Origin of the sequence: Bacillus sp. AFS029533, assembly GCF_002585125.1 — a bacterium.
GTDB classification, from domain to species: domain Bacteria; phylum Bacillota; class Bacilli; order Bacillales; family Bacillaceae_G; genus Gottfriedia; species Gottfriedia luciferensis_B.
On the sequence record NZ_NUQC01000028.1, the window covers coordinates 14383 to 40896 of the forward strand.

A 26514-nucleotide genomic window follows, 5' to 3' on the forward strand; every position below is an offset into this window, starting at 1 on the left:
AGGGGCGTTTCTTTTAGAGAGGGGAGCGCTTCTTTTTTGGTTATTTTGGCAAATCAAAGTGACAATTAATTAGTGAAGCATTGTACTTCAAATAAAGCTAACGTTATTCGAACAAAAAAAGGAGCTGTTGATTATTCAGCTCTTTTTTTACTTTCTGACATTATAGTTTAAAAAGGACTTGATATAGGAATGTAGAATTGGATAATATACACAATTATCCATAACGAGAATTCGGGATAGAAACTATTTTTCGAATATGAACCATAAAAATAAATAACAAAATTAATCTAGATCGAATTTCTGTGAAAATGATAAACATATTCTACTATCTTAAAATAAACGCGAATAGGAGTTATTATGGCAAGATGTCAAATTTGCGATTATAAATGGAGTAAGAAATCATTGTGGAAGCTTTCTTACTCAAGGGAAGGTGTGAATTGCTCCAATTGTGGTCAAAAACAATTTATCTCTTTTGATACACAAATTTTTATAACGTTGTGATCGTTTTCTTCTATATTTGGTGTTTTTATTATTATTCTATTTCCTTCATATGTAAAGCTGAGTAATAAAAACACAGGAAATTGGTGGAGTTAATAAATACAACGGGTTATGTATAGATTGATACTTAAAGTATCTAATAAGATAACTAGTAATAGTAAATGGAAATATGCACAGTATTAAAGGAATTGAGAAAAATACCATGGAGGAAAATAAGTGACCCTAAAGCTATCTAAAGTTAAATTGAGCTTAGCAAGAGAATATTTAATGACTAAAGGTAGAGATTTAGAAAAAGAACTATATAAATATCATTTTGAAAACGGTAGTAAAAAATCTGTTATTTATGAGCTAGAAAAGTATCAAGGAGAAAATGGTGGATTTAAAAATTTAGGTGAAGGTGAAAGGTTATCTGAAAATGCCATGGATACCAATATGGCGTTTCAAATCCTACATGATATTAACGCTAGTAGCAATGAGGAAATTGTTCGTAACGGTATTGATTATATAATGAACTCCTATGATAAGGATCTCAAATATTGGTATCCAAATCAAAAAGATTCGCCTGTAGAATATTATATGATAACAGATAAGTGGGCGAATCCATGTGCAGAATTAATTGCCTATTTACATGAATATCAGGAACTTGTTCCTACTCATTTTCTCGCTGAAGTGACAGAACAAGCTATGAAAAAACTACCATTGCTTAATAAGGATGGTTGGTTTGCTACACTTTGTTTTCTTCGATTAGCTGAACGAGTTGAAGATTCATTACGTGAAAAAATAGTAGAAAAAGTTGAAACCAATATATTTGACATAATCGAAACAAGGAAAGAGATTTGGTCAAATGACTATTGCGCAAAACCTTTTTGGTATGCTCCCTCACCCCGAAGTTCACTATATTCTCTCCTTAAGGAACATACTATACCTTATCTAGCGAATGAGATACTTTCCCAAGAAGACGAGGGTAATTTTATCTTAAACTGGGAAGCTGATACAGGGGAGAAGGAATGGAAAAGTATTATTACAATGGAAGTATTACGTACTTTAAAGAATTATGACATGATTTCTTTATAAGGAGAGTTCGGTTTGTATAATAAAATTCTGATAAATCAATTCGAGAAAGGCAAAGCATTTATTAAGATGAACGGTCGGAAATTAGAAAGCGCTCGGTTTGACTTTGAGTTTGAGAATGGTGATAAAGAATCAGTATTGAACGAATTAAAAAAGTATCAGAATGAAGATGGTGGTTTTGGTAGAGCCATAGAACCAGATTTTTTGTTACCAAATTCATCTCCAATGGGTACGTGGGTTGCAGGACAAATCTTGATGGAAATCGATTTGGATGCAGATCATCAAATGGCAAAACAAATGATTGATTATCTTGTTCAAACAAATAATAGAGGATCAGGTATGTGGGATTCTGTGTTAGCAGAGACAAATGAATATCCTCATGCGCCTTGGTGGCATTGGACAGAGGGTGTGCAAGAAAATTGGATGTTTAATCCTGGGGTAGAACTAGCTGCTTTCTTAGTACATTGGTCGACTGTGAAAAGTGGGTCTGCGGAAATTGGATGGCATTCGATTGGAAATGCAGTTAAACATTTAATGCAAAAAAATGAAATGGATCGACATGAAATAAATAATTATCAGCAATTTATTAAAATAATTGAACCGTATAAAGAACTGCTTGAACTTAGAACTCACCGCTCTTTAGAAAGTATCTCTACTAAAATACTAGATTTAGCAGAAAAATGCATAGATAAAGACGATTCCAATTGGGGAACAGGGTATAAAACTCTACCATTAGACTTTATTGATCATCCCAGCCATCCACTATGCGAAAGATTAGGTCATTTAATCGAAAAAAATTTAGAATTTTATGTACAACAAATTAATAAGGATGGAGTTTGGGACATTTCATGGAGTTGGGGAAGTTACCCTAAATACTTTGAAATCGCAAGACAACAATGGATGGGAGTTCTTGCAGTAAATAGGTATAAACAATTTAAAGTATTTGGCTACTTGTAAATATATCTGTAACAAGAGCGAACTTCCAATGTACTTAACGTCTAGTTAAGTGCTTTTTTCTTTCAGTGGAGCATAAATAAGATTTGTGTATTAGCAACAATCATGTAAAAAGACTTCATATAAAGGAGCGAATTAAATGAGTCAACTTTCCGTGAGTGAGCTACTTAAAATCAAAGAACCTGCTGATCGTGTACAGATGTCAGTGTCTCCTAATGGAGAGTGGCTTGCTTTTTGTTTAAATGGTCAAACTCAACACCTGTCTAGCGGAGTATCGCAAGTAGTAGAAGGAAACTCGCAATGGGTATGTAACCTTGAAACGGGTGAAACATTACAGCTAACCAATCAAGCGAAAAGTAGTTGGGGCGGAGTATGGTCACCTGTAGGTACAACTCTAGCATTCTACGCAGATACTAATAATACTGCACAAGTTTGGTTATGGACACCTTCTAATAAAACTGTGAAACTTGCAGCAGACACTATTGTCCGTCCATTCTTTGGATTCGAAAAACCAATTTGGACGAATGATGGAAAGTGCATTATTGTAAAATCGATGCCATTAAAAGTAGTTGATAATTCATATTTTTATTCATTTAAGAACTCGAACGAAATACACTCTAGTAAAAATGATATGCAACCTAAAGTATTTAAAACGAATCAAGAACAAACAGCTCAGCAAGGGAATCATAATTGGATAAAACGCTATCATTCAAATATATCAATTATTGATATTCAAACAGGGCAAAGTAACATTCTTTTTCATGATGTATTTCCAGTTGGAATGGAATTATCAAAAAGTGGGAAATATCTTGCTTTTACAAATTGTTTAGGGACCCAGAATATCCATTCTCAACAATTAATCTATGATTTATGTATTACATCAATTGAACAGAAGAATGAGCTTGTTCATCTTGAAAAAAATATCAAAATGGAATATGGATTAAGTTTTTCGTGGGAACAGACCAATGATTCATTAATCTACACTTCGATTGGAGAATTATTAGGTGGTGAGGTATATTCAATCGATATTGAGTCATCTGAAAAAGTAAAATGTTTCAGTGCCCAACCTACTATTCTATTAGGGAGAGAATATGATGGACCTACAACACTACTTAATGGAGATCTGTTACTAATCGTAAAAGGATGCCTATGGCGTATCGGAAAATACAAAAGAGAAATTATAAATGAGATTAAGATTGATGGTCGTGATATCGTAGCTGTCATGCCAGCTTCAGAACGAACTAATCAAGTTATTGTCCAAACAATCGATAAGATGAAAGCAATATATGGATTTTATAAAGTAAATTACGTAACGGGAGAATGTATGAAATTAGTCGAAGAGCCAAGCGCACATTTACCTTGGTTCGAGGGAGGAGCGGTATATAACAACACTAATAAATCAGAAATGGTTGCTTTTTTTTCTCAATCTGCAAATGAACCTCCTTGTATCAAAATATTGGATGTACAAACTCAACAAATTCGTCTCAGTTCAAAATTAAGTACGATTGATACGACTAAATTTGGCAAGTCAGAACTTGTCTTCTGGAAGCAAGGCGATCGATTATTAAGAGGTGCATTACTACTACCAAACAATCGAACGGGTAAAGTCCCCGTTATAATGCGTGTTTATGGGGGAGCGATCCAATCTGAAAACATTAGGAAATTCGGAATGAGTTCAAATCTTGCGGATAATCATCAATTGTTTGCCTCAAATGGATATGCCGTATTCTCCCCAGACTTGCCGATGGATCGGAAAAGTCATGAGCCAGCTTCGGAAATTACGCATGCAATTGAAATGGCGTTGGATGAACTCGTGAAGCACCCAGCAATTGATCCTGACAGAATTGGTATCATTGGTCACTCATTCGGAGGTTATTCCGCTCTCGTAGCAATCACCCGTATTCACCAGTTTAAAGCAGCTGTTATTTCTGGTGGGGTGGGAAGCTTAATCAGCATGTACACAAAGTTTGACCATCCAAATTATAATTACGGATGGGTTGAAGATGGTCAACCTAATTTGGCAGTGACTTTATGGGAGAATAAGGAACGATATATTAGGAATTCACCTTTTTTTGAATTACACAATATTCAAGCACCAGTATTAATTGTACAGGGAACAAAAGACCACATTTGTAAAGATGAAGCTGGACCAATATTTTCATCGCTTAATCGATTAGGAAAAATAGCGGAAATGGTTCTTTATGATGAGGATCACTGGCAAGGAACATGGCGTGAAAAGAACTTAATTGATTATTATGAAAGAGTAGTAAAATGGTTTAATACTTATGTTTAAGATAAAAACGAAGAGAGTGCCTAGGAAATTTTATTTTTCTAGGCACTTTCTTGTAGATCTAAGATTTCTAAATTAATAGCTTTATTGAAAACGTTGAAGTGATAAATGGAGATATGGTTGATAAAGCGTTAATTTGTTTATAAAATCCATTAGAAAATAGAAAATTAAAAAAGGATACATCATTAATGAAAATTACTCAACAAACAATTGATTATGTGAAAAGAAAACAATAGTGTGATTAAGTAGATTAAATCAAAGAATATTTACTGCGTGCGAGAATAGTTCCTTCTACTTATACAATTGGAAGAAGTCTTCCAAATGATGTGTTTTTAGTTGAATGGAAGGATGTTGTATCAATTAGAGGGAATAAGATTAGAGTATGATTAAAAACAGGAGGTATATATGAAGAAAATTTTCATGCTATTATGTTGTACGCTAATTTTATTCGGATGTTCAATGAAAACGAAAACAGAAACTAAAAATCCTCAAACTGTTGCACTTGTTGGGAAAACAGATGTCGACACGATTATATATACAGCAGATGAAGACCATAATCGCATTGAAACATTTGAAAAGGGATTCAAAGGAAAGAAAGAGCAATCAGGAGATATTGTAATGCCAAGTTCTGATATAACTTTATGGTTTATCAATGATGAGGGTAAAAAAGATGAATACAATGTTAATTACAAGCAAAACCTTGTATCTGGGATAGGCGGAAAAGTTTACAAACTTGACCCAAAGACAATCCAATTACTACAAGAACAATTTATGAATTAAATTTATATAGGGCTAACTCTTAGATATAAGCAGTGAATTCTTAAAAGCTTGGAGAAGGCTAAGGATTATTATGAACAAAGAGACAGTAAACCACAATAATAAACGAAATTAGGTATTCAATTACGATTATTTCATAGGAGAATAGAATGTTAAAGTCTAAAATAAGAATTGGTTTTCTCGTAATAATACTTTGCTCTGTCCTCTTTATTTTCTTAAAACCATCTACGCAAGTATATGGGAACAGTGAAAGAGGTATAGTGCAAGCTATTCAATCAACAAATGGATATGAAGACAAAGACGCAATTGAAATCTTAAAAATATTTGATTCAAAAAATGAGCGGACAGTTGCATTCTTATATAACAATCAACCTGCATACATTCATTTCTATAAAAATAAAGATGGCAATTATAAATGGACAAATATTGAAAGTTATGCAGAAGAGCCTCTTTCGATGTTTTTAGTTCAATTTAGAAAGTATTTAAACTTGAAACACATGCTAGTCGTTTCAAATAGTGAAAATCCCGTATCCAAAATGAAAATAAAAGTTATAGGAGAATCAACTAAAGAAATCGTATTTAACTTACATCCAAAATCAGCAGTATTAATGAAATTAGAAGATATGCCAAAAGCCAAAGACAACAAATTTGAGTATGAATATGAGTATTTTGATAAAGACGGTAATAAGATAACAGAAAATGACTTAATGAATTAAAACATATTTGTTGAACAGTGCAGACACTTTCGTAGATTGCTAATCAGACTAAGAAATCAATTGATAGAATTTATTCAAATTAATAAAGATGAATGCACATTGAAAATTAAAGAGTTAGCGGATTAGTTGATCAAAGAAATCAATATTTGTATCGAATAATCTTGTTAAGATAAATTTTTAAGGAGAGCGAAAATGAATAATTTTAGCTTAATTAATATATTAATAGTTTTAGCAGTAATATTTTTAATAGGTTTTGCGCTATTAAAGGTTGTAAAGAAAAGCATGGTATTTAAAAATAGGCTGTTTATTTTTATAGCTGTCTTAATAATAATTTTTTTAGGTTTTAATTTATTTGAAAGATTTTATGTAGAGCATTTGTCATTTAAAGAAGCTAAAAATTTTGCCGTTCAACATAAATTGCAATCTCCAGAAATTGAAAATGTTGGAAATAAAACAATATTATTTTATGAAAATAAAAATATATATGGATATTATGAATTAACAAAGATATTCGGGAAAGTTCATGAAGGTGGTTCGTTTAAATCCTCATTAAATTCTGATAATACTGTCACAACTTTTGGAGAAATGGACAATCAACAGAATTTTTCTGGAGTAGTTATTGATAATCCCTCTCTATTAAAACAAGGAAATAAGCTAATGATTGTAGATAATAAAGGTAAGAAATTTATTAAGGATATTGAAATAAATAAAAAAGTATATTTTTTTAATAGAGTGAATGAAATTGAGAAAGTTAAAATTCAAGATAAGGATAATAAAGTAATTTTTTAGATACATAATGCAACTAAGAATGTGTTAGTTGAAGATGAGGGGTACCTAGTCGGTACTCTTTTTTATTGAAAGTAAAAGAAGGGAAAGTTCAATAAAATAAGTTTGAAATTCTAAAGCGGAATTTCCTCAAAAAAATGTGAGAAAAAAATATTTTATATACGTTGTATTATGTGTAAAGCCTTTTACAAAAAAATAAGGGAATGGTTAAATGAAGTCTAATGATAAAAATTTTATTCAGCGATTACAGCGACAAAAAGAAGATGCATTAGAATTTATTATTGATCAATATTTGCCATTAATAAAGGGAGTAACCCACCAAGTTCTCTCTCCACTTAATAATAATGGGATCATAGAAGAATGTATTAATGATATTTTTCTTTCAATCTGGAATAATTCAAAAAAATTTAATGGTGATTCGACAGATTTCAAGAAATGGATTTATGCGATTGCTAAGTTTAAGGCAATTGATTATTACAGAAGGATTAGGAAAAATGTTGAATTCACCTCAACTAACATGGATTTGACCGCTGAGAAATCAGTAGAAGATGAAATCATTTGTATGGAAGATCAAAATGAACTAATCACGTTAATTAATCAATTAGAGCCTGTTGATCGGGATATTTTTATTATGAAGTATTTTCTTGGACTAAAAACGGAAGTTATTTCTACAAAGCTCGGTCTGACCAAAGCCTCGATAGATAATCGGATTTATAGAGGAAAGAAGAAACTTTCAAAAAAAGCTACAAATCTTAATCTAGGAGGTAGTTTAATATGAAAGATATTTATGCATTATTGAATGAGCTTGATATAGATTTAAATGAATTTGAGGAAATGGAAGTAAATGAATTAGAAAGTGCTAAAGTAAAAAGAACTTTAAAACAATCAATTAAAAAGAAGAAAAAAATAAAAGGTTGGAAAAAGTTTGTTTTAGCTTGTAGTGTATTTTTAGTAATGGGTATCAGTTTAATGAATGTCCCACCTGTTAAAGCATCAATAAAAGCAGCATTAAATTTATTAATTGCTGATAAATTCGAGAAAATGGACAATCTTCCATCTAATGGTGTCATTATGGCAGTTGAAAAATATAAGAATGGTGATGTCTTTACTACATATATTTCAGGGAAAAAAGAAAGGGACGAAAGTCAAAATGGCAACTATTCAATTTCAGATGGTAAAATCATTGTTTCATATGATAAGGAAGCAGATATTTTCTTAATTGAAAAAAATGATGAAAAAAACAGCCTAAACTTTGAAAAGACATTCTTTTCTGAACTTAATCCTTCCAAAATAAAAGATCTAGGAACTGACATATTTTTTAATCGGTCTGTAAAAAAATATTTGGTTCAATTATCAGATACTGAAAAAATGGAACTATGGTTTGATAATGAAACTGAATTCCTTGTAAGAGAAATTGAAATTCATCCTAATTATACTCGAGTAGAAAATTCTAAATTATTGAAATTAGATTTTAATGCACATATATCTCAAAGTATTTTTGATATGAATGCTCCTAAAGGAGCACATGTAATTAATGCTAGTAACCCGAAATCAATGTCTAAAGAACAGAAAAAAGAATATGAATTGTATATGGAAAAATCAGAAAGTAATCCGAAATTTGAAGATGAATAAAGAATGTATTTTAATCTTGTGATGAATCCTGTTCGTATTGAACTAACACATGATTTAGTTGTAAAACATGATCGGCTATTTAAGTCAATTTTTTTATTGAAGTAAATGGCAGCATAGTTCAATAAGACATTTAGGATTCATTATGATAAATTATTATAAATGAACAGTTATACAATGCATTCCATCCAAGGAGAAATTATGAATATGCAGAATGAGTTAAATCAATTAATTAAAGAAACAATTGCACCTTTATTTAAAGCAAAGGGATTTAAGAAGAAAGGAAAAAACTTTGCTAAACTATTTCCCGACTTTGCTTGGACTGTTAACATCCAATCTTCTAAATGGAATACAAAAAATGAGGTAGAGTTTTTATTTAATACTGGAATTTACTGCGATAAAGTATATACCACTTTAGATGGATTGAAATCTCCAATATTTCCATTAGAATTATACTCGATGTTAAGACTACGAATAAGTGATATAAAAAATATACGTGAAAATTGGTATAAGATATCAGATAAAACGGATATTGAAGAAATAAAAAAGCAGGTGGAAAGTGACATTGTAAATGTAATACTTCCATATTTTGAACAATATCAAAACGTTGAAGATATTATAAATGTTTTGGAAATAATGGATGAAAAAGGGGAGTTTGAATGCCCTCATCATTTAACACTTCTTTATCATTATTACGGTTATCCTGAAAAAGCACAAAAAAGAATGAGAGAAGTGTATTTAACTTCACAAAAAGAGTATATAAAGGAACTTGCCACAAAGATTGGAATAAACGTGGATTAATAGAATACCTTTTTCAACTAAAGCAGTGCGTTAGTTGAAGATCAAGAGCAGCCATTGGCTGCCTTTTGTGCGACGGGCAGTCGCATAGGGTGCTGACTCAGTCAGCGCCCTTCATTTTCTTATCTGGACAGAGACGGCATTGCGGTGTAACGACTGGATGAAAGATAAAATAATGAATTCCAGATGGTGAAAATCCATACTCGAGGAGACTGACCTAGCTCGAGAAGTCTAATCTAGGGCATTATCGCGAGGTAGTGTCTGAAGGAGATGCGGTAAATCGAGAGACCCGTAGACGAAAAGATAGACCCTAATGCAAGAAGTGTGAAGCACGGCGGCGGGATAAGTTGGCGACTCTGCGAAAAGTGAGGAAGCCCACTAAAACGGCATTTTCTTTAGAAGTCAGAGCGAGAAAATGTGGCTTATAACGTGATGGTGCAGGGTATGTCTTGAAGGAAAATGCGATGACCCCGTGAGATCTCCACCTTACCGAACGGGCAGGGTTCTAATCTATAAGGGTAATCCGAAGTGATGAAGAACGGGTGGAGAAGTCAGACGTTCTCATAGTACGGAAGTAGTTCGATGACCATAACATCGAATGAACGGAAGGGGAACGACCTATGGCTCCATGTCATTGACAAGATGTTATGTTAAAAATCGAGTTACTGCGGTAAAACCGATTAGATGAACATTAAGGAAAGGCGTGGAATACGTATTGAGTCAAGAGTGGATGCATAATGCCTGGAACGCAACTTCTTGGTAATCAATATAACATATGGGTAAGCCGTATGCCTTAATAGGGCACGTACGGTTTGATAAGGGGGAAGCCTTGAGAAAGGTTTCCCTACTTTCTTATCTAGGTATTTGGCAGGAGAGTTAATAAAGGCATGGTATAATTAATTGTTATTTTACTGAGCGATTAAAAACAATAAAATAGATTTTTATTTAAGATCTTACAGAAAAGAATTTGAAAAGGGGTTGAAGGTAATGGAGAAAACTTGTGGGCAATGTGCTAAAAACATAGGAATGTCAAAAGAAGAACGTATGAAACTAGCTGACTCACGTATTAACAAACAGATATACATCTGTCCAAATTGCAATAAAGAGCACAGTTATATAAGTGCAGTAAAAATAGCTGTTCAAGTAAATAATAGTTCGAAACAAGTAATTGAAAAGAAAAAATCCACAAAGAAAAAGAAAGTGGAATCAGAACAATTTACTTTATTTGAGATTTAATATTTGAGCTTTAAAATAGTTTTTTCTAAATCAACTATCGAATGCGATACTTTAATAGAAAATCGCTTTTTCTTATTCAATATAATGGCAGATTAGCTTAAAAAGGAATGTTATTATTGGAGTAGATGAGAATGCTTTTAAAAGGAGTTTTTATGGATATAAAAGAGTTCAAAAAATTCGTAGATGAAGTTTTTCTAGCCAACGGGATGAAAAAAAGAAGAAGTAATTATTACTTTGACAATGAAGATATTATTTCTGTTTTAGGTTTACAAAAAACTAGCTACTCAAACGGATATTATCTTAACTTGAGCTATGTTATTAAAGATTTGAATACTAAGGAAATCTCTAATTACACTGATGGTAATATACGTCTTCGTTTCAAATTTAAATATAATAGAAAGTTAGCAGATCTTATCGAAATTCATAATGTGGAAAAAGAACTATTAATTGAGTAATTTGATAAGAATATTAACAAATACATACTTTCGATAAAGAGCATATCGGATTTACAAAAGTTACTTAAAAAAGAACCTGAACTCTTATTTCAAACTACACTTGAAACAAAAAAATTCCTTGATATTGATTAATTCTTATTCAATTAACGCGTGCTTTGTTGAGCAATCAATAAGCTGTTTCGATAGCTTTTTTCTATCTCAAGTAAACGAAAAGATAGTTTTAGGAAAATTAATGATCTGAAATAAAAATAAGCACCCTTCAATTGAATGGTGCTTTTAAACTTATTTATTTTGTTAAGATGGACGTATCGTGAGTGGAATCTTTACAACTAGTCAATACATAGTTCGATTCGGTCACTACAATGGTTTTGCAAATTGTTGCATAAATTTTTTTATCTCCGAAATTGTCTCTTCTTGTGTCAACAGTCGAGTAAATCTCTTTTCCGTTATAGTGTAAATCATGTAAAATTGGGTCGCCTTCAGTAGTGTAATGAACCACTCTAACTTGGTCGGGTTCCCCTTTCTTAACATGGTCTAAAAATGTTAGAAACTTTGACTTATTCTTCACTTCTCCATGGGTATCTATTACATCATCAACTGCTGGCTTATATTCAGGAAGGGTTTGTGCAGAATTCGATTTGTGTGTACCATTACAAGCAGCTAACCCCAAACATAGAATAAAACCATTCATTCCCATCATTAGTTTTCTTTTCATTTGTTTTATCAGCCCCTCTTCTAGTAAATTAATTATAATTTCTAGAATTTAGATAATTTCCCTTTATTTATCTAAAACTATGAAAAACTCTCTGTGTATCGTGATCCTTGTTTAACTATAAAAAGGTTAAATTCCCCTTAGCTACAGCATTCTAAAGTATACAAATAATTTTGCTTAATAAAATGGTCTATATTGGGAGTTCATTTAATTGACTTGTAAAGAGTAGTTCTAAAAGACAATTCAATAGATGTTATGTTTATGGTAAAATTTAGTAATAATCAAAGTCAGTATGTTTTCAAACATTCCATTATTGACTTTTCGCAAAAATGTTTGAAGAAATAGATTTCTGAGAAAAGAAAGGGGAAATTAATGAATAATAGAAGTAGTTTAATCTTCTTAATAATAGTCATTTCACTGATTTTGGCTAGTTGCCAAAAGGATAGTAATTCAATGCAAACAGGTAAAGTTATTAAGGAAAATTTCAAACCAATTAGTAAGTCACCTGGTGTAAACACAGTCTACAATCTTTCATTAAAAATGAAAAAAGATGAAACGTTTGATGTACAAGCTTTCATTGATATTACAAACACTTCGAAAGACAAATTGAATTCTGTTGAACTATATTTTATACCAAACATGTTTACAAAAGAAAACTCACCCACACTCCAACATCCGTCAAAAATCCACATACAAAGTATTCGTGTAAATGATATTCATTCACCATACAACCTTGTTCAAGATAAATTAACTATTCCATTAAAAACAACTTTAGAGCCTGATCAAACAACTAGAATATCAATCTCTTATTCATTTACCTTACCTGACAATGGTTTTCAATTTACGAAACAAAGTGATAACTTTTATCTAGCACAATGGTACCCTATGGTTCCGACTTACATAGAAGGGAGAGGATGGAATAAACTTCCTTACCAGTTCAAGGGCGAATCATATCATACAGCTTTCAGTAACTTTAACCTAATATATGAAGTGCCAAATGAATACACCGTTATCACAACTAGTGACCAAGATGAACTTTCAAGCAAACCTTCGAATCAATTAAGTGTCCAAAATGTAAAAGAAGTCTTTGTTGGAATCCTAAAAAAGCCAAGCGTAATTAGTAAAAAAGTTGGTAAGATTGATATTAGATTATTAAATTTTAATGAAAGTGAACAGCAGGTTGCTCTGGATGCGGCAACTAAATCATTGGTATACTTTCAATCAATAATCGGTCCTTATCCATTTAAACAATTGGATATCATTGCAAGTGATGCTGGGATGGAGTATCCAGGGGTTGTAACTGTTGATTCAACTGGTAGAAGTATTAATACAAGAAGTATGATTGTTCATGAAATCGCCCATCAATGGTTTTATGGAGTAATCAGCAATGATCCCTATCATGATGCATGGTTAGATGAAGGGTTTGCATCATTAGCAACTAGTTTATTTTTAGCAAGAAAAAAAGAAATTCCCAATTATAAGCTGCCTATTAAGTTAGAACCAAAACCTTCTAATCTATCAATTGATCAATATATTCCTATGGAATACTCCAGTTATGTGTATGGTCAGTCTGCGCATGAATTATTGAAAATATTTAATGCACACGGTGGTCGTAAAACAATGGAAAGGTTTTTAAAAGAGTATTTTGCTTACTATCAATATAAAGAGGTGGATACAAAAGAATTTCTGAGGTTTATGAAATACGAACTGAGAATAAAAGAAGATAAAATATTTGAAAAATGGTTGAATGTTGCCGAAAGCTAACCAGTAGTGGTTGGTCCAATCTTAACAATCCACCGTTTACAACGATGATTAGAAGAAGTTTATGAATTTCTAATAAAACAACTATAACTACATTTTCAAATTTCATCCGCGAAGGTTAATTTTTGATTTAGAGTAACTATCAAGTATTTGTTGAAAATAATTCGATTTACTTTGTGGATTAATCATTATTGATTTAAACGCTTATAGTTTAACGAGAAAAGGATTAATTGAGTATTAAATTGAATTTAATTAAGATGAGGAGAATTACATTAAAAGTAATCTATATCATGAGAAATGGAAATTTAACATACTGGTAGCGGATAAAATTTTTTAATCGAGATTATGTTTCTTTGTGTTTTTTTAGCGACCTAAAAGTAATATTCTACAGATGTAAATACTATGTTTTTAACTAAAGTTCGAGAGTCATAGTATATGACTCTTTTTTTTGTAGATTGTTTTTAATTATTTCTTGATAATAAGCAATTTACCTTACATTATTTGGAAAGTAACATAAAACACTATAGACATTTTTTTATTAATAGCAATCAGCAACAATTTCGTGAGAAACATTAAAAAAATTTTAAAAAGTATGTAACTTTTCATTCGCTCAAACGTGTTTTATATGAAGGGGGGAAGAGATGGAGAACGAGACATTAGAAGAAATTTATGAAGCATATGCCAAGGAAGTATCACGTTATTTGTTTTCCATTTCATTAGATTATGAAATTACTGAAGAATTAGTACAGGAAACATTTTTTCGGGCATTTTTACAAATTGAGAAACTGAGAAGTGAACAAATAAAACCTTGGCTTTTTAAAGTAGCATACAATCTATTTATAGACAAGAAAAGGAAAGACAAAAGACTTTTACATAAAGATCTTGATTCCTATGATGTTGCTAATAATTCTTTAACGATTGAAGAGCAATTGTTATTGAAAGAACGACTTCAATCGATACTTATTAATATTAGAGAACTGCCAGAAAAACAAAAAAATGCATTATTACTGGTATCTATTCATCATTTTACCTATGAACAAACTGCACAAGTAATGGGGATTTCTGAATCGAATGTCAAAATTTTAATTTTTCGTGCTAGACAAACTTTAAGAAATAATGAGAGAGGTAATGGTAATGGATGAGAATTTTAGAGAAAAGTTAGAGGCTTATACGAATGGGAAACTCTCTGAAAGTGAAAAAATTCAATTAGAAAATGAACTTGATAAATTGGAAATATATCAATCTTATTTAGATGAAATCATGCAAGGGGATGATAGCACTAAACAAAAGAATAATAATTTCAATGAAAAAGCTTTAATCAAGAAAGTAATATGGAAAGCTCGTATACAAAATGCATTAACCGCACTCTCCATTTTGTTACTTGTTGGTTGCGCATGTTGGTCAATCACAACGATTTTTTATTCTTGGGGTGAACCAGATCGTGCTTCTAATTATTCTGAAATTATTCGGACTTCAGTTGAAGCTACACATCCAAATGTCACAGTAAATGATAGTATTCAAAGTGGCATTTTAAAGCTGTATATCGATGGAGAGCTTAATAAACAACTAGGGGATGGACAAAAGAATATAGGAGAAGTAAAATCATCCTTTTTCTTCGGGTTACCAACAATAAATATTTCAAAACAAGTTCAACCTGCTCCATTTTTTATTTATCCAGAACAACAAAAGAGCATTCAAATAGATAATGGATTCAAAAGATTAGAGCATTTACCAGAAGGTACAGTATCAGAATTATATATATCTTTTTCTGATTACCTTACCACAGATGCTACATTAAAATTGCTTGAAGGTAAAAATTTGCTACCTGCTTGGTTTGCAGTAGATACTGGCATTGACAAAAATAGAAGTGAATGGATCGAACCTTCACTTGGATTTCCGTACTCTGGATTTAATTTGCAAAAAAATGAAAAAGTAATCTCAAAAGAAAAATCGGGGAATGGGTTTGTGACCACTGAAATTACAGGTTCAGTAAACTTGGGGTTTGAATCTTATGGAGATGCGGCTAAAAGAAATAAAGAATTCTTAGATGTGTTAGATTTAATGAATTCAAATTCATTAATCTCTCAAAATGTAGCATCTTTTTCTAAACAGAGATTGCAAGAAAAAACAAACTACATCAAAAGAAATGGTGTAAGGATCTATGGAGTTGTTGTCACTGGTCCAACAAAAGAACTTTTAAAATTACAAAAAGAAAAATGGGTAGGAAAAGCAAGTGTAGGGGATGTTGATTTTTGGAATTGGAATGAATCAAAATAAAAAATACTTTATGAAACGAAATTAAGTAATTTTTTGATAAACTTAATTGTTTCCTAGTTTACAAGACACAAAGAGTAATAGGGGGAGGAAAATGATTAAAATTTCATCTATTTTAGGTGTCTGTTCAAGTGTAGTAAGTATACTATTATGGGTTGTTTTAAATTATTTTAATCCATATTCAAATGGAATAGAAACAGACGTGGTAACTCGTACCGCAATTATGTTGTTTTTTCCTGCTTGTTTGGCATTATTTGCTTCACTAACTTATAGAAAATGGTTATTATTAGTTGCTTTTATATGGTCGCTTCCTATCAGTTTATACTTGGCTCTTACGCCTGGAATCTTTGCCGTATTTGGTATTACAAGTCTCTGTTATTTAATTAGTTTTATATTTATGCTAAAAGAAAAGAGACGAAAATTACTTAATAAATGAAGGCTAATTATGCGACCATGATTATCAGCGGAAAAGATATAAAATTCAAAAAAGGCAGCACTTATTAAAAAAATATTGTATTGACTTACAAATGAATTAAGCGGATTTGTTAAATTAAAGTTCTTAGGTTCAATAGTAGTCAATGGTTGATCATATTATATTAGCTAAAATATTGTATTGATAATGTAAACAAATAAGAGGAGATAACCGTAGGTTAATCTCTTTTTTTGTTTCGAGACCAAAATAGGATATAGCTAAAGTGTATTTTGTGTTATTTAAAAATTAGTGTTAAATTAACTTTTTTAATAGACTTTACAATTTTTGATATATTACCTGTTAACCCCACTATTTCTTTGATAAAATAAAAAGGGATTAATGGTAAATAATGTTAAAATGAGTTTGTTTAAATTCAAGCTATATTCTTGGGAGTGTTTTAATGGATAATAATCAAGGTTTTAGAGAAATTGAAAAAAGAGATACACATAATGCCATTTCCTCTTGGAGTGGTTATGACTATCAAGGTAAGGTAGGTATTTATTGGGTACTTTACCTAATTAATCAAATGGAAATCCCCTATCAAAACATTAAAGACTTTACTTTAGAAATAGAACATTTAGAAGACTTTACTATAAAATATCAAGGAAACCCACATACCATCCATCAAGTTAAGTCATACCAAGAAAAATCTACTATCAGTGCTTACAAAGAGGCAATTTTAGAATTAATGGGCAAATGTGCAAAATATGAATCTATAAATTCTATGTATCTCCACACTTGTATTTCAATTCAGGTACCAGAAAAAAATGAGTTAAAAAATTTATTGTTAGCAACAAATCCAGATTCGAAGATTGAACAATTTAAAGAATATAAAAAATTACTTTTTGAAGAGGACAAATTCGAAGAAGTTTATTTAAAACTATTTTTTAACAATACGGATGAAGACAGTTGTAAAAAGGTAATAAGTGTTTTAGAGATTGATAGTGAAATTAAAACACAAATTAAGAAGTTTTATAAGAAAAATAAAGGCTTTCTTAAGATTCAATTCGCTGAGTCTGAGGAAAATGTCAAATACATTTTTCATAACTTTCTACATGAAATTAATCAATTTGTTGCCTTAAGTCATAAAAAGAAAATAAAGAATCCTGAAATCCCTTTTTGGAATTTTCTAGATACATTAAAAAATGATTTTGTCTTTAAATTCTCAAAAAAAACAGCAACTAGCATGTTGAAATATGATCTTGAGGAATATTTTTTACAATATTGTGAAAAAGAAGGGATAAATCCTAACGAATGTATTATTTGGAATAAAAATTGGCAGACAATTTGTTCAATGAGTGATGATGAGTTCTTATTATTATGTAAAAAATTATCTCCAACAATTAACGTAAATGTGGAATCCATAATGGTTTCTGACTATAAAGAAATGCTTGTTAAATCAGGTGTTCATAAAACTTTATTCCCTATGGTTCTGGAAGCTGATGATTTTGCATTACAACATGAAGATGTGAAAGATATGTTTGTCCTAAATAAATCAGGGATACATCATTTAATAACTACAATTGCTGAGGAATCAGGAAAATTTGCAGTAGAAATTCAAGGAAGACAAGTTTTTAAAGCCCTTAAAGATGATAATAGACTAACTTTAATGCTTTTTGACATACATAAATTAATTACAAATGAGTTAGACGGAGCGTTCGATGGTAATATCGTGGATGTAAGACATGCGTATCAAGAATTTATTCAAGAATTAGAAATAAAAGAAACTATTACTATACCAAAACGAATGGAATTTATTGCTGTACATAAAGCAAAGGAGGAATTTAAATGAAAAACTTAATGAAACACATACTCTTAGAAAAAGACTTTATCATAGATGAAATCAGTTTAGAAGACGAAAGTAGTTTATTAGCTGAGCGTACAAATCAAAATAAGTTCGATTTTCTAACCGTTATGTTTTTAAAGTTGGAGACATCTAAAAGAGAACTAATAAATGAGAAAATAGATAAATACCTTTTGAAAATAATAGAAACGCGACAAACGTTCGTAGGGTTAGAAAAAAACTTGTCCTTATTAATTCTTTTAGAAGTAGAAAATTTGGCGCTTTCTAAAGAAATAAGTTCCTTGATACATGATATAGAAGAAGATCCATACGACTTTAAAAAATATATGATGGTGTATACAAAAGAACAGGTTTCTTTATTAGAATCATTACTTAAAGACTCGGGGTTAAAAATTACTTCTTTAATTAATCAAATTTTAAATGATACGAGTCAGTTTTCCAAATTTAAAAATAATGAAGACTCCAATGAAGCGCTTATTTATGATTTAGTATCGAAATTATTTATTAAATTACCTTTTTTAAATATAGAAAATCAACAACAAATATTACCAAGCTTACTAGAAGAAATTGTTGAATGTATGGGTGAACAAGAAAAAAATTTATGGAATTCACTCATGAAACTTAATGAGAACTCTGAAGCAGAACCTAGTATAGAAGAAATTCTAAATTGTATAGGAGTAGGTCAAATTGAATAGATATATTATTAAAAAAATATACATCAAAAATTTTAAATCCATTGATGAAGCGATAGTTGAATTAGAGGGAGCAAATCTAAATGTGTTAGATGGACCGAATGGATTTGGAAAAACTACCATTTATGATGCTATCCAAATAGTATTAACAGGAAAAGTTAGAAGAATAGAATTAAATAAAATATCTACAACTAACAGAGGATTTAGTGATCATCTATTAAGTAAAGATCAAAATCAATCAACTATATTAAAAATTGAATTTATCGATATTGATCAACCGCAAAGTAAATTAGTTTTAGCTAGGGTGCTTAAACCAGATACTTTAACAAGTATACAAAAAAAACCACAGGATTTTTCTCATTTTCAATTATACAAATTAAAAAATTTAGAAGATGACGATTTTAAAGAAAGTCTAACAGATAAAGATCTCAATAATCTTTTTGGTGTGGAGGACTTAGAAGAGAAATATAACCTTTATAATTATATTGAACAAGAGGAAAGCAGTTTTCTTTTTAAACAAAATGAAAAAGATCGAATGGGTATAATCTCTAAATTATTTAATATAGAAACTGAGATGAACCAAAAAATATATTTAGAGAAGGCAAAAAACAAAATTATTAATGCAAAGACAAAATTAGATGGAGAAATAAAAAAATTAGAGAAAGAACTAAAACAGGAAAATCAATCTAATATAGAAGTTCAAAGCTATAAACCGCTAATTGATTCAGAGAATATATTGGAGGTACCATGGGATAAGGAAATTATAAAGCCTCTAGATAGTAAATTAAAAGACGAGTATTTAGATGAATTAAATGAGATTAAAAATTTAATACTGAACTTACAAGATTTTAAAAACGAATTAAAAAATGAAAAAATAGATAAGATTTTACAAAATGAAAATAAATTGAAAGCGTTCATTATTCTTGGATATTTTTATGATCAATATAATGAATTAGAAAAAAAATATCAAAATCAATTAAAGTATGAACAAATTATTGAAATCTTAAAGAAGAAGGAATTTATTCAAAAAGTAATTGATTGGGATTTTATTTTTACAAATATAAAATTGCCTTTCCAAAAAGAGGAAATAATCCTAAGAGTTAATTCAATAAAAAGTCACAATGGTAACTCTAATGCAATATCAAAAATTGTTAATCAAATGAATCAAACACGAAGTAAACTTTTAAAGGATTATGAAGACTTCTTAAATATTAATTCTAATGACCAAATTGATTGTCCTCTGTGCGGGGATTCCAAAGATAGTTTAGAAGAATTAATTAATCAAATTGATCTTGGAACTGATCAGCTAAATCATAACTTAGATATATCATCTAAAATAGTAAACGACGAAATTGAAAAACTTTTTATTGAATATCTTAACGATATTTCACAAAAAATTGAAGAGGAGTTAATCCTTCACTCAGTTGATAAATCATTTTTTGAGCAGTTAAAATTATATAAAACTGTAATCACTGATATGGAAAAAGCTAAACAATGGTTTCAAGAGTTAGGAATTAATATTGATCAATTTATCAATAAAGAAATACATTTTGTAGAAGATTTAGATCAAAGAGTTTTGGAAATAAAATCACACATTGGAATGAAAAAGTCTAGAGTAAATGATTTTTGCAAAGAACATATGAACTCTTTTAAAAGAATTAATCGTGATCGATTTAATCTAAATGATCAATTATTAGAAAAGATAAGCGAAGTTACTATCACAGAGAAAATGAATTACATTAACAACCAGTATTTTATACAATCAAGCATAGTATATCAAAAAGTCCAACAACTTAAATTGCAGTATAGCAAGATGGATTCAAATGTTCAATCTTTAGGGAAAATTATTACTCTGTATAATGAAAAAATAAATAAACATCGCGGGAAAATGATTAGTGATATCGAAATACCTTTTTACGTATACAGTGGGAAAATTATTCAGAATCATCAAAGAGGGATTGGCGTATTTATTAAGGAAGATAAGGATGTAAGTCAATCAGGAGAAACAAAATTAAAGTCAATTAATTTTGTTCCTCCACAGAAGACAGATCATGATATTGTACATTCATTTAGTTCTGGACAACTTTCTTCAACAGTAATTGCCTTCACACTAGCCTTAAATAAGGTATATGGTAATAAAGGCATTATGACTTTGCTTATCGATGATCCTATTCAAACCATGGATGAAATGAATATGGCATCTTTTGTAGAATTGTTAAGAAATGAATTTACAGATCGTCAATTAATTCTTTCAACACATGAGGATAATATTTCACTTTTTATTCGATATAAGTTTTTAAAATATGGTCTAAGTGTTGGTAAAATAAATGTAAAACAAAAGTTATATGTAAGATAAAAATAAGGAATCTACCCATGTAGATTCCTTATTTTTATTCCTCTTTGTTAAACATTATGTTATAAACTCAGAAAATTGGAAATAGTTATAAAGTATAATGTTTAAATGAGGAGACTTGATCAATGAGCTTTATTTCTGGGAAAATTTATAAAAATCAGATAGTTGGAACCATTAATACCTATATAAGAATGATTAATGAATCTGATAAAATAAATGAGTCAGGTATTGGAATCATTGATAATGAATGGTATTCATATTTAGAAGATGGTGGTAAAACTTTTGTTGCTGTCCTTATAATTAATGGGAAAGAAGAGAAATTTTATTTTAAAGAAAAAGAATGGAAATCTTTAGATTTAAATATGTTTGAAAATAAACAACTACAAAACCTGCAAAAAAGAATTAGAAGTATGATGAAGTAATTAACAAATCTATTTTTCCTGATACAAAATGAATCATTAACTCACCTTAATCAAGGTGTTTTTTTATCTAAACGACCTAACTGGTGTTTGATTATTAAGGTCTATAGAAATCGGAAGGCTAAGGTTGTGTTATCTGAAAGACCTTTAATGTTTAAGGTATTATTCCTATATTATTGTCAATACTTTAATTCGAATATATTGTTTAATATATTATGATGAGAAAAATAAGATTCCTAGATGCCTGAATAGCATTTAGGAATCCTTTATTAAGTATACATTTGGTTATTAAAACTATTAAAACCAAAGCCAGCTCATCAAAATACAAATTAAATTACTAATTATATTTAAATCTAATTGACTATTGTAATTTTATTTCTTAAACCATCTAAATAAGTTAGGGTATATTTTCCTTGTGATGAAAAATGCCCTAGAATAGGATTATTATCTACTTCTAAATTTAATTTAGTGAAATTGTTTTCGTTCAGTTTAAAATAAAGACATTTTACCGACATCATTTAAAATAGCTAATTTATCGTTCGATACATCAAAGAAATTAATGAATAAACCGTCTGTCTTTATAGGATGATACTTTTTAGAATCAATATCGTAGTATCAAAATTCTTGTTTACTCCAATAAGCATAATCTTTAAATTGAATAGTGTAGATTTTATTATTCGATAATTGTGCATATCCAGGGTATAGATACGTAGATTTATAATGTTTAATCTTATCAGTTTTTAAATTGTACAGATAATAATAACCTGCATTATTTTTTGAGTCATTCCATAATAGTTTGTTATCTGCTATATGTATAAAATAATTATATAGATTAAGCTTATTTTTTAATCAATTAATGTATGGCTGTTGAAGGCGATAGTCGACTATTTGGTCGATTTTTTTTATTGTGCTAAATAGTTTGTCAGTTGAATAAGAAGAAATTAGAAATAATTATGAAAATCTATTGTTAGGAGGATTAAATGGAACAAGTTAGTTTTTCAAATAATCGTTTGCTTTTTGAAAAAGCAGAGAAATCTTTCTTAATTCAAAGAAAATTAATTAATGGTCTATTACCAGAGGCTGATGTCCAGCACGTTGGAAGTACAGCCATCCCTAACAGCCTTACAAAGGGTGATTTAGATATTCAAGTGCGTGTTATTCCTGAGCAATTCCAAAAAGCAGTTAACGAACTTAAAAATGTTTTTGAACTTAACGAAGGTAGCATCAAAACTGACACGTTTAGAGCATTTAAAAATGATTCGAACGATCCACCTTTAGGTGTACAACTAACGATTGTTGATTCTGAATTTGATTTCTTTTGGAAGTTCCGAGATATTTTATTATTAAATGATGCGTACAGAGTAGAGTATGATAATTTAAAAAGGAAGTTCGAAGGGAAGGAAATGGATGATTATAGGGAATGCAAAAACAAGTTTTTCGAAAAGTTAATGCATTCTCCTGAATATAAAAAAATGTGACACTTTGGTAATTCATTAAATAAATTATTAAATTTTGTACAACTAACTTGTATTGTAGCTAAGAATAAAAAGTAGGTTAAGCTTCAATTAAACCTAATTGAATGACTTTTATAATATCCTGCACATTCTTGATGTGTAGGTTTACTTATATTTAGTTCTTTTATCGATCTTTGAAAATAATCTTCAACTTCAAAAATATTAAGTGGTTCGATAAATGATGCCAAGATAATTAATGAGTCTGTTAAATAATCGTTTAATAGCATTTCTATAGCCCAATTCACATAATCACTAGATGTTACTTCATGTTCGTAAATTTTAAAGTACAAAATGTTTGTATTCATGCTAAATACCCCTATAGTTTTAGATATTTTAAAACTCTTAAATATTTTATTTTTCTAATAAGAAAGTTTAAATGAACAAATAATTTATTCATTAACTAGTACATCAGACTTCTTTTTTCATTAAATCATGTAAAAAAAAGTCTTCTTTTTTATGACAATTAACTGAATAAAACAAATCTAATTCAGATAGATCCTTTAGTTTATGAAATATATGTGCTTGTGAAAACCCTAAAACATTTTTATCTTTAATTAGTAATTTTAAATGTTCTTTCTCTTTTCCAAAATATTGAGATGATGCTATTTTAGTTGCATTGCTTTTAAAAATTGGTTTTGGCATGCCCATTCCATAAGGTTCTAATATAGGCAAATCAGTCATCAGTTCTTTTGGAAAAGTTTGAATGGGTATGTTACTGATATAAAACTGTTGTGGTGAACTGATATGCTGTTTTAATGCTTCTCTTTGTATTTTTGATCGGAATAAATTAACCTGACTTTCGGTTAGATTAATCGAAAAACCAGCTGCCATTGGATGACCACCGTATTTCTTCAATAAATCTTCACATCCAGATATACAATTAATAATGGAAAATTGACTTCCTTGTAAACTTCTTGCTGAACCTGTTCCGTCACTAGAGATAACAATTGTTGGTTTTTTATAATAGTTTGAAGCTTTGGATGCGAGAATCCCAATAATCCCTTTGTGAAAATCCCCGTTTATCACTAAAACATCATCGTTTAATAAACTTTCACTTTGTATTTTTTCTTGAATCGTCAAGAATTGCTCTGCTGTTACTTTTTTTCGTTTGTCATTTAATGCAATGAGTTGATCAATTTCTTCATTAGTTGGATCAGTAGAACGAAGAATGGCAGCAGCAAAATTTGGGTCGCCAATTCGTCCGCACGCATTAAAAATTGGACCCAACGTAAAGCCAAATGTTGAACTATCAACTGTTTTAATCCTTAATTTATCTATTATTTTTTTGAATGCAGGATGAGGATGATTTTTTATTTTTCGTAATCCATGCCAACAGATAATTCGGTTTTCTCCAATTAATGGCACGACATCCGCGATTGTTCCTAAAGTTGCTAGGTCAAAAAATTTAAAAGATTCACCAATCCATTCTCGCTTTAACTCATGATAAATAGCTTGTACTAGTTTTAATGCAACTCCTGCACCACATAAGTTTGGATTTGGATAATGGTTATCTTTTCGTTTTGGATTAATAAAAGCCAAACAATCTGGTCTTCCATTCAATACTTCGTGATGATCAGTGACAATCACATCAATTTCTTTTACTTTTGCTGCTTGTAATGCGTCATGAGCACTTGACCCATTATCAACTGTAATAATCAGTGAATAAGATTTTGATAGACTGTTAACGATTTCCTTTGATAATCCGTAACCTTCTGTTCTTAAAGGTAATCGTGTGTCTACCTGACCACCCAATTCAATTAAGGCTTGGCTTAAAATAGTCGAAGAGGACATGCCATCGCAATCATAATCTCCAAATACAAGAATCTGTTCTTGTCGTGCAATAGCTTGTAAGATTCGGGGGACTGCCATATTCATTTCATCTAGCAAAAACGGATGATGCATAGAATTAAGTGAAGGAATTAGAAAGTCTCCCATTTTTTTAGATGTATTTATCCCTAAATGGAACAAATGTTGGCTAATGGTTGGATGAAGACAATATTGGGACGAAAGGTAGCGTATCATTGCAAAATCTGTTTCATCTTCAATCGGTTTAATTTTATTCCAGCTCATAAAGTACCTCCGAGTTTAATTTTCATATGTATAGAATTGACGATATGAAATGTAATTATTCTTAAATAAAAACATTTTATTTTTATTTAAAAATGTCGTTGGTGCTCAAAAACTAGTTTACATACCGTTTGGAGGTAATAAATAAATAGTTCCTCAATATAATATTAAGGAAATTTAATAAAGGTGGGAGAAAATGGAAGGGGTTAGTAAATTTAAAACGAATCATTCTTTAAACATTCAAATTAAAAGGGGATAAGGATGAAAAAAATTCAATGTAGTTTTATGGTTGTGCTGTTTACTTCAATATTTTTAGCTGGTTGCAGTAAATCTGTAATTACTGATGGTAGAACAAATGTAACAAAAGAAATGGATCAAATCATATCCGATTTTATTATCGATTATTATAAAGGGGTATTACCTCCAAGCGATAAACAATTTGAAGTACATAATGTGTATGGAATGGAAAAAAAGAATGATAATTTGATAGTCTACTTTTATTCCCTTTTCGGTACCTATAATTTGTCAACAAAAACAGAAAGTCAAGCTGGTCATTCTTTGCCTGCTTTGATTAAATTGAAGCGACAAGGATACTCCTATTCAGTTGTAGAATATGAAGAGCCAGATGAAGGTGATCCTGGGGTTTCATTAAAAAGAATGTTTCCTCGTAAGTATGTAAAGCAAGTTAGAAATAACCAGGGAGATCTTGAAAAATTAGATTTACAGATGAAGAAAAAGGTAAAACAATGGTTAGTAGAACATAAATAATATGGAAAGGATTGGCATAAGCTAATCCTTTTTTTGTGATTTTAATCTGAATACAACAAGGCGAGATGAATTTTTATTTGCATGTACATTGGCACAAAGGCAAGCATACAGCACATATAATTTAATACGGAATGTGCGAAAGCACTTAACCGCCCCTGTATAACAACCATAAGAATTATACAAAGGGAAAGGGCGGGGTAGCATGGTAAACAATGATTCAAAGGATAACAGTGCTACATCAGCTCCTAAGAAACCCATTGGCACAGTTATTATTAGAAATAAACCAAATATCAATTTAATAGCGAAAAGTGTAATGATAGCCTTTAAAAACGGTACTACAGCAAAAAAGTAGTCCGTTTTTTTTTATTTGATCTCTTTCCTGGATTATATAAATGGGTTATCTAATAAAAATTCATTTGATGAAGTACCAATTTTAAAGTACATTATTTAAAAAATTTAGTACCTACT

25 protein-coding genes are annotated in these 26514 nt (G+C 30.2%); 22 read left to right on the forward strand and 3 right to left on the reverse strand.

What is annotated here, in order from left to right:
• Positions 1-714: 714 nt before the first annotated feature.
• The 11 genes from COE53_RS16485 (at position 715) to COE53_RS16535 (ending at position 11210) form a co-directional block, all read left to right on the forward strand.
• Entirely contained in the window at positions 715-1572 is an 858-nt protein-coding gene (locus COE53_RS16485; RefSeq protein WP_098948398.1) for a hypothetical protein, read from the forward strand.
• A gap of 12 nt (positions 1573-1584) precedes the next feature.
• Positions 1585-2526, forward strand: coding sequence for a hypothetical protein (locus COE53_RS16490; protein ID WP_286162586.1), 942 nt, complete (start codon positions 1585-1587; stop codon positions 2524-2526).
• 136 nt (positions 2527-2662) lie between these two features.
• Positions 2663-4816: a S9 family peptidase gene (locus COE53_RS16495; RefSeq protein ID WP_098948399.1), complete on the forward strand. Its 2154-nt coding sequence runs from the start codon at positions 2663-2665 to the stop codon at positions 4814-4816.
• A 402-nt stretch (positions 4817-5218) separates the two neighbouring features.
• Positions 5219-5593 carry a hypothetical protein gene (locus COE53_RS16500; protein WP_098948400.1) on the forward strand — a complete coding sequence of 125 codons (375 nt, stop codon included), beginning with the start codon at positions 5219-5221 and terminating at the stop codon, positions 5591-5593.
• A 146-nt stretch (positions 5594-5739) separates the two neighbouring features.
• Entirely contained in the window at positions 5740-6306 is a 567-nt protein-coding gene (locus tag COE53_RS16505) for a hypothetical protein (protein WP_098948401.1), read from the forward strand.
• Positions 6307-6498: 192 nt separating this feature from the next.
• On the forward strand, positions 6499-7095 hold the full coding sequence (locus COE53_RS16510; RefSeq protein ID WP_098948402.1) for a hypothetical protein: 597 nt from the start codon (positions 6499-6501) through the stop codon (positions 7093-7095).
• A 208-nt stretch (positions 7096-7303) separates the two neighbouring features.
• The gene (locus COE53_RS16515; protein ID WP_098948403.1) at positions 7304-7870 is read left to right on the forward strand and encodes a sigma-70 family RNA polymerase sigma factor; all 567 of its coding nucleotides are present in this window, start codon (positions 7304-7306) and stop codon (positions 7868-7870) included.
• On the forward strand, positions 7867-8724 hold the full coding sequence (locus COE53_RS16520; RefSeq protein WP_098948404.1) for a LolA family protein: 858 nt from the start codon (positions 7867-7869) through the stop codon (positions 8722-8724). Before COE53_RS16515 ends, COE53_RS16520 begins: the two co-directional genes overlap by 4 nt.
• Before the next feature lie 204 nt (positions 8725-8928).
• Positions 8929-9522, forward strand: a complete 594-nt coding sequence (locus COE53_RS16525; protein WP_180242437.1) for a DUF4304 domain-containing protein — start codon at positions 8929-8931, stop codon at positions 9520-9522.
• Between the two features lie 984 nt (positions 9523-10506).
• Entirely contained in the window at positions 10507-10755 is a 249-nt protein-coding gene (locus COE53_RS16530; protein WP_098948406.1) for a hypothetical protein, read from the forward strand.
• A gap of 131 nt (positions 10756-10886) precedes the next feature.
• Entirely contained in the window at positions 10887-11210 is a 324-nt protein-coding gene (locus tag COE53_RS16535) for a DUF4304 domain-containing protein (RefSeq protein WP_180242438.1), read from the forward strand.
• 286 nt (positions 11211-11496) lie between these two features.
• Here the strand turns inward: COE53_RS16535 and COE53_RS16540 are convergent, their stop codons facing one another.
• Entirely contained in the window at positions 11497-11925 is a 429-nt protein-coding gene (locus COE53_RS16540) for a DUF4362 domain-containing protein (protein WP_098948408.1), read from the reverse strand.
• 369 nt (positions 11926-12294) lie between these two features.
• Between COE53_RS16540 and COE53_RS16545 the strand changes: the two genes are divergently transcribed.
• The 9 genes from COE53_RS16545 to COE53_RS16585 all read left to right on the forward strand — a co-directional run bounded on the left by COE53_RS16545 (position 12295) and on the right by COE53_RS16585 (position 23175).
• A complete protein-coding gene (locus COE53_RS16545) occupies positions 12295-13686 on the forward strand; it encodes a M1 family metallopeptidase (RefSeq protein WP_098948409.1) in 1392 nt (463 codons plus the stop codon).
• Positions 13687-14324: 638 nt separating this feature from the next.
• Complete coding sequence (locus COE53_RS16550) at positions 14325-14825, forward strand: RNA polymerase sigma factor (RefSeq protein WP_098948410.1); 501 nt, start codon at positions 14325-14327, stop codon at positions 14823-14825.
• Complete coding sequence (locus COE53_RS16555) at positions 14818-15960, forward strand: anti-sigma factor (protein ID WP_180242439.1); 1143 nt, start codon at positions 14818-14820, stop codon at positions 15958-15960. Before COE53_RS16550 ends, COE53_RS16555 begins: the two co-directional genes overlap by 8 nt.
• A 91-nt stretch (positions 15961-16051) precedes the next feature.
• Positions 16052-16393 carry a hypothetical protein gene (locus COE53_RS16560; RefSeq protein WP_098948412.1) on the forward strand — a complete coding sequence of 114 codons (342 nt, stop codon included), beginning with the start codon at positions 16052-16054 and terminating at the stop codon, positions 16391-16393.
• 436 nt (positions 16394-16829) lie between these two features.
• Entirely contained in the window at positions 16830-18221 is a 1392-nt protein-coding gene (locus COE53_RS16565) for an ABC-three component system protein (RefSeq protein ID WP_098948413.1), read from the forward strand.
• Positions 18218-18928 carry an ABC-three component system middle component 1 gene (locus tag COE53_RS16570; RefSeq protein WP_098948414.1) on the forward strand — a complete coding sequence of 237 codons (711 nt, stop codon included), beginning with the start codon at positions 18218-18220 and terminating at the stop codon, positions 18926-18928. Before COE53_RS16565 ends, COE53_RS16570 begins: the two co-directional genes overlap by 4 nt.
• Positions 18921-21281 (forward strand): ATP-binding protein, encoded by a 2361-nt coding sequence (locus COE53_RS16575; protein WP_098948415.1) that lies wholly within the window; start codon positions 18921-18923, stop codon positions 21279-21281. Before COE53_RS16570 ends, COE53_RS16575 begins: the two co-directional genes overlap by 8 nt.
• Before the next feature lie 122 nt (positions 21282-21403).
• The gene (locus COE53_RS16580) at positions 21404-21700 is read left to right on the forward strand and encodes a hypothetical protein (RefSeq protein WP_098948416.1); all 297 of its coding nucleotides are present in this window, start codon (positions 21404-21406) and stop codon (positions 21698-21700) included.
• A 977-nt stretch (positions 21701-22677) separates the two neighbouring features.
• Positions 22678-23175 (forward strand): GrpB family protein, encoded by a 498-nt coding sequence (locus tag COE53_RS16585; protein WP_098948417.1) that lies wholly within the window; start codon positions 22678-22680, stop codon positions 23173-23175.
• A gap of 83 nt (positions 23176-23258) precedes the next feature.
• On the opposite strand, the gene COE53_RS16590 is transcribed toward COE53_RS16585, so the two are convergent.
• Positions 23259-23516, reverse strand: coding sequence for a hypothetical protein (locus COE53_RS16590; protein WP_098948418.1), 258 nt, complete (start codon positions 23514-23516; stop codon positions 23259-23261).
• 103 nt (positions 23517-23619) lie between these two features.
• Positions 23620-25281 (reverse strand): single-stranded-DNA-specific exonuclease RecJ, encoded by a 1662-nt coding sequence (gene recJ, locus COE53_RS16595; protein WP_098948419.1) that lies wholly within the window; start codon positions 25279-25281, stop codon positions 23620-23622.
• 258 nt (positions 25282-25539) lie between these two features.
• Here recJ and COE53_RS16600 point away from each other — a divergent pair, with 258 nt between their 5' ends.
• Positions 25540-26046: a hypothetical protein gene (locus COE53_RS16600; RefSeq protein WP_098948420.1), complete on the forward strand. Its 507-nt coding sequence runs from the start codon at positions 25540-25542 to the stop codon at positions 26044-26046.
• Positions 26047-26248: 202 nt separating this feature from the next.
• Entirely contained in the window at positions 26249-26398 is a 150-nt protein-coding gene (locus tag COE53_RS24055) for a hypothetical protein (RefSeq protein WP_176547395.1), read from the forward strand.
• Positions 26399-26514 lie beyond the last annotated feature (116 nt).

Excerpts from the sequence above, each read along its gene's own strand:
- COE53_RS16495 (WP_098948399.1), top strand. The coding sequence starts at position 2,663 with ATGAGTCAACTTTCCGTGAGTGAGCTACTTAAAATCAAAGAACCTGCT.
- COE53_RS16500 (WP_098948400.1), top strand. The coding sequence starts at position 5,219 with ATGAAGAAAATTTTCATGCTATTATGTTGTACGCTAATTTTATTCGGA.
- COE53_RS16505 (WP_098948401.1), top strand. The coding sequence starts at position 5,740 with ATGTTAAAGTCTAAAATAAGAATTGGTTTTCTCGTAATAATACTTTGC.
- COE53_RS16510 (WP_098948402.1), top strand. The coding sequence starts at position 6,499 with ATGAATAATTTTAGCTTAATTAATATATTAATAGTTTTAGCAGTAATA.
- COE53_RS16515 (WP_098948403.1), top strand. The coding sequence starts at position 7,304 with ATGAAGTCTAATGATAAAAATTTTATTCAGCGATTACAGCGACAAAAA.
- COE53_RS16520 (WP_098948404.1), top strand. The coding sequence starts at position 7,867 with ATGAAAGATATTTATGCATTATTGAATGAGCTTGATATAGATTTAAAT.
- COE53_RS16525 (WP_180242437.1), top strand. The coding sequence starts at position 8,929 with ATGCAGAATGAGTTAAATCAATTAATTAAAGAAACAATTGCACCTTTA.
- COE53_RS16530 (WP_098948406.1), top strand. The coding sequence starts at position 10,507 with ATGGAGAAAACTTGTGGGCAATGTGCTAAAAACATAGGAATGTCAAAA.
- COE53_RS16535 (WP_180242438.1), top strand. The coding sequence starts at position 10,887 with ATGCTTTTAAAAGGAGTTTTTATGGATATAAAAGAGTTCAAAAAATTC.
- COE53_RS16540 (WP_098948408.1), bottom strand. The coding sequence starts at position 11,925 with ATGAAAAGAAAACTAATGATGGGAATGAATGGTTTTATTCTATGTTTG.
- COE53_RS16545 (WP_098948409.1), top strand. The coding sequence starts at position 12,295 with ATGAATAATAGAAGTAGTTTAATCTTCTTAATAATAGTCATTTCACTG.
- COE53_RS16550 (WP_098948410.1), top strand. The coding sequence starts at position 14,325 with ATGGAGAACGAGACATTAGAAGAAATTTATGAAGCATATGCCAAGGAA.
- COE53_RS16555 (WP_180242439.1), top strand. The coding sequence starts at position 14,818 with ATGGATGAGAATTTTAGAGAAAAGTTAGAGGCTTATACGAATGGGAAA.
- COE53_RS16560 (WP_098948412.1), top strand. The coding sequence starts at position 16,052 with ATGATTAAAATTTCATCTATTTTAGGTGTCTGTTCAAGTGTAGTAAGT.
- COE53_RS16565 (WP_098948413.1), top strand. The coding sequence starts at position 16,830 with ATGGATAATAATCAAGGTTTTAGAGAAATTGAAAAAAGAGATACACAT.
- COE53_RS16570 (WP_098948414.1), top strand. The coding sequence starts at position 18,218 with ATGAAAAACTTAATGAAACACATACTCTTAGAAAAAGACTTTATCATA.
- COE53_RS16580 (WP_098948416.1), top strand. The coding sequence starts at position 21,404 with ATGAGCTTTATTTCTGGGAAAATTTATAAAAATCAGATAGTTGGAACC.
- COE53_RS16585 (WP_098948417.1), top strand. The coding sequence starts at position 22,678 with ATGGAACAAGTTAGTTTTTCAAATAATCGTTTGCTTTTTGAAAAAGCA.
- COE53_RS16590 (WP_098948418.1), bottom strand. The coding sequence starts at position 23,516 with ATGAATACAAACATTTTGTACTTTAAAATTTACGAACATGAAGTAACA.
- recJ (WP_098948419.1), bottom strand. The coding sequence starts at position 25,281 with ATGAGCTGGAATAAAATTAAACCGATTGAAGATGAAACAGATTTTGCA.
- COE53_RS16600 (WP_098948420.1), top strand. The coding sequence starts at position 25,540 with ATGAAAAAAATTCAATGTAGTTTTATGGTTGTGCTGTTTACTTCAATA.
- COE53_RS24055 (WP_176547395.1), top strand. The coding sequence starts at position 26,249 with ATGGTAAACAATGATTCAAAGGATAACAGTGCTACATCAGCTCCTAAG.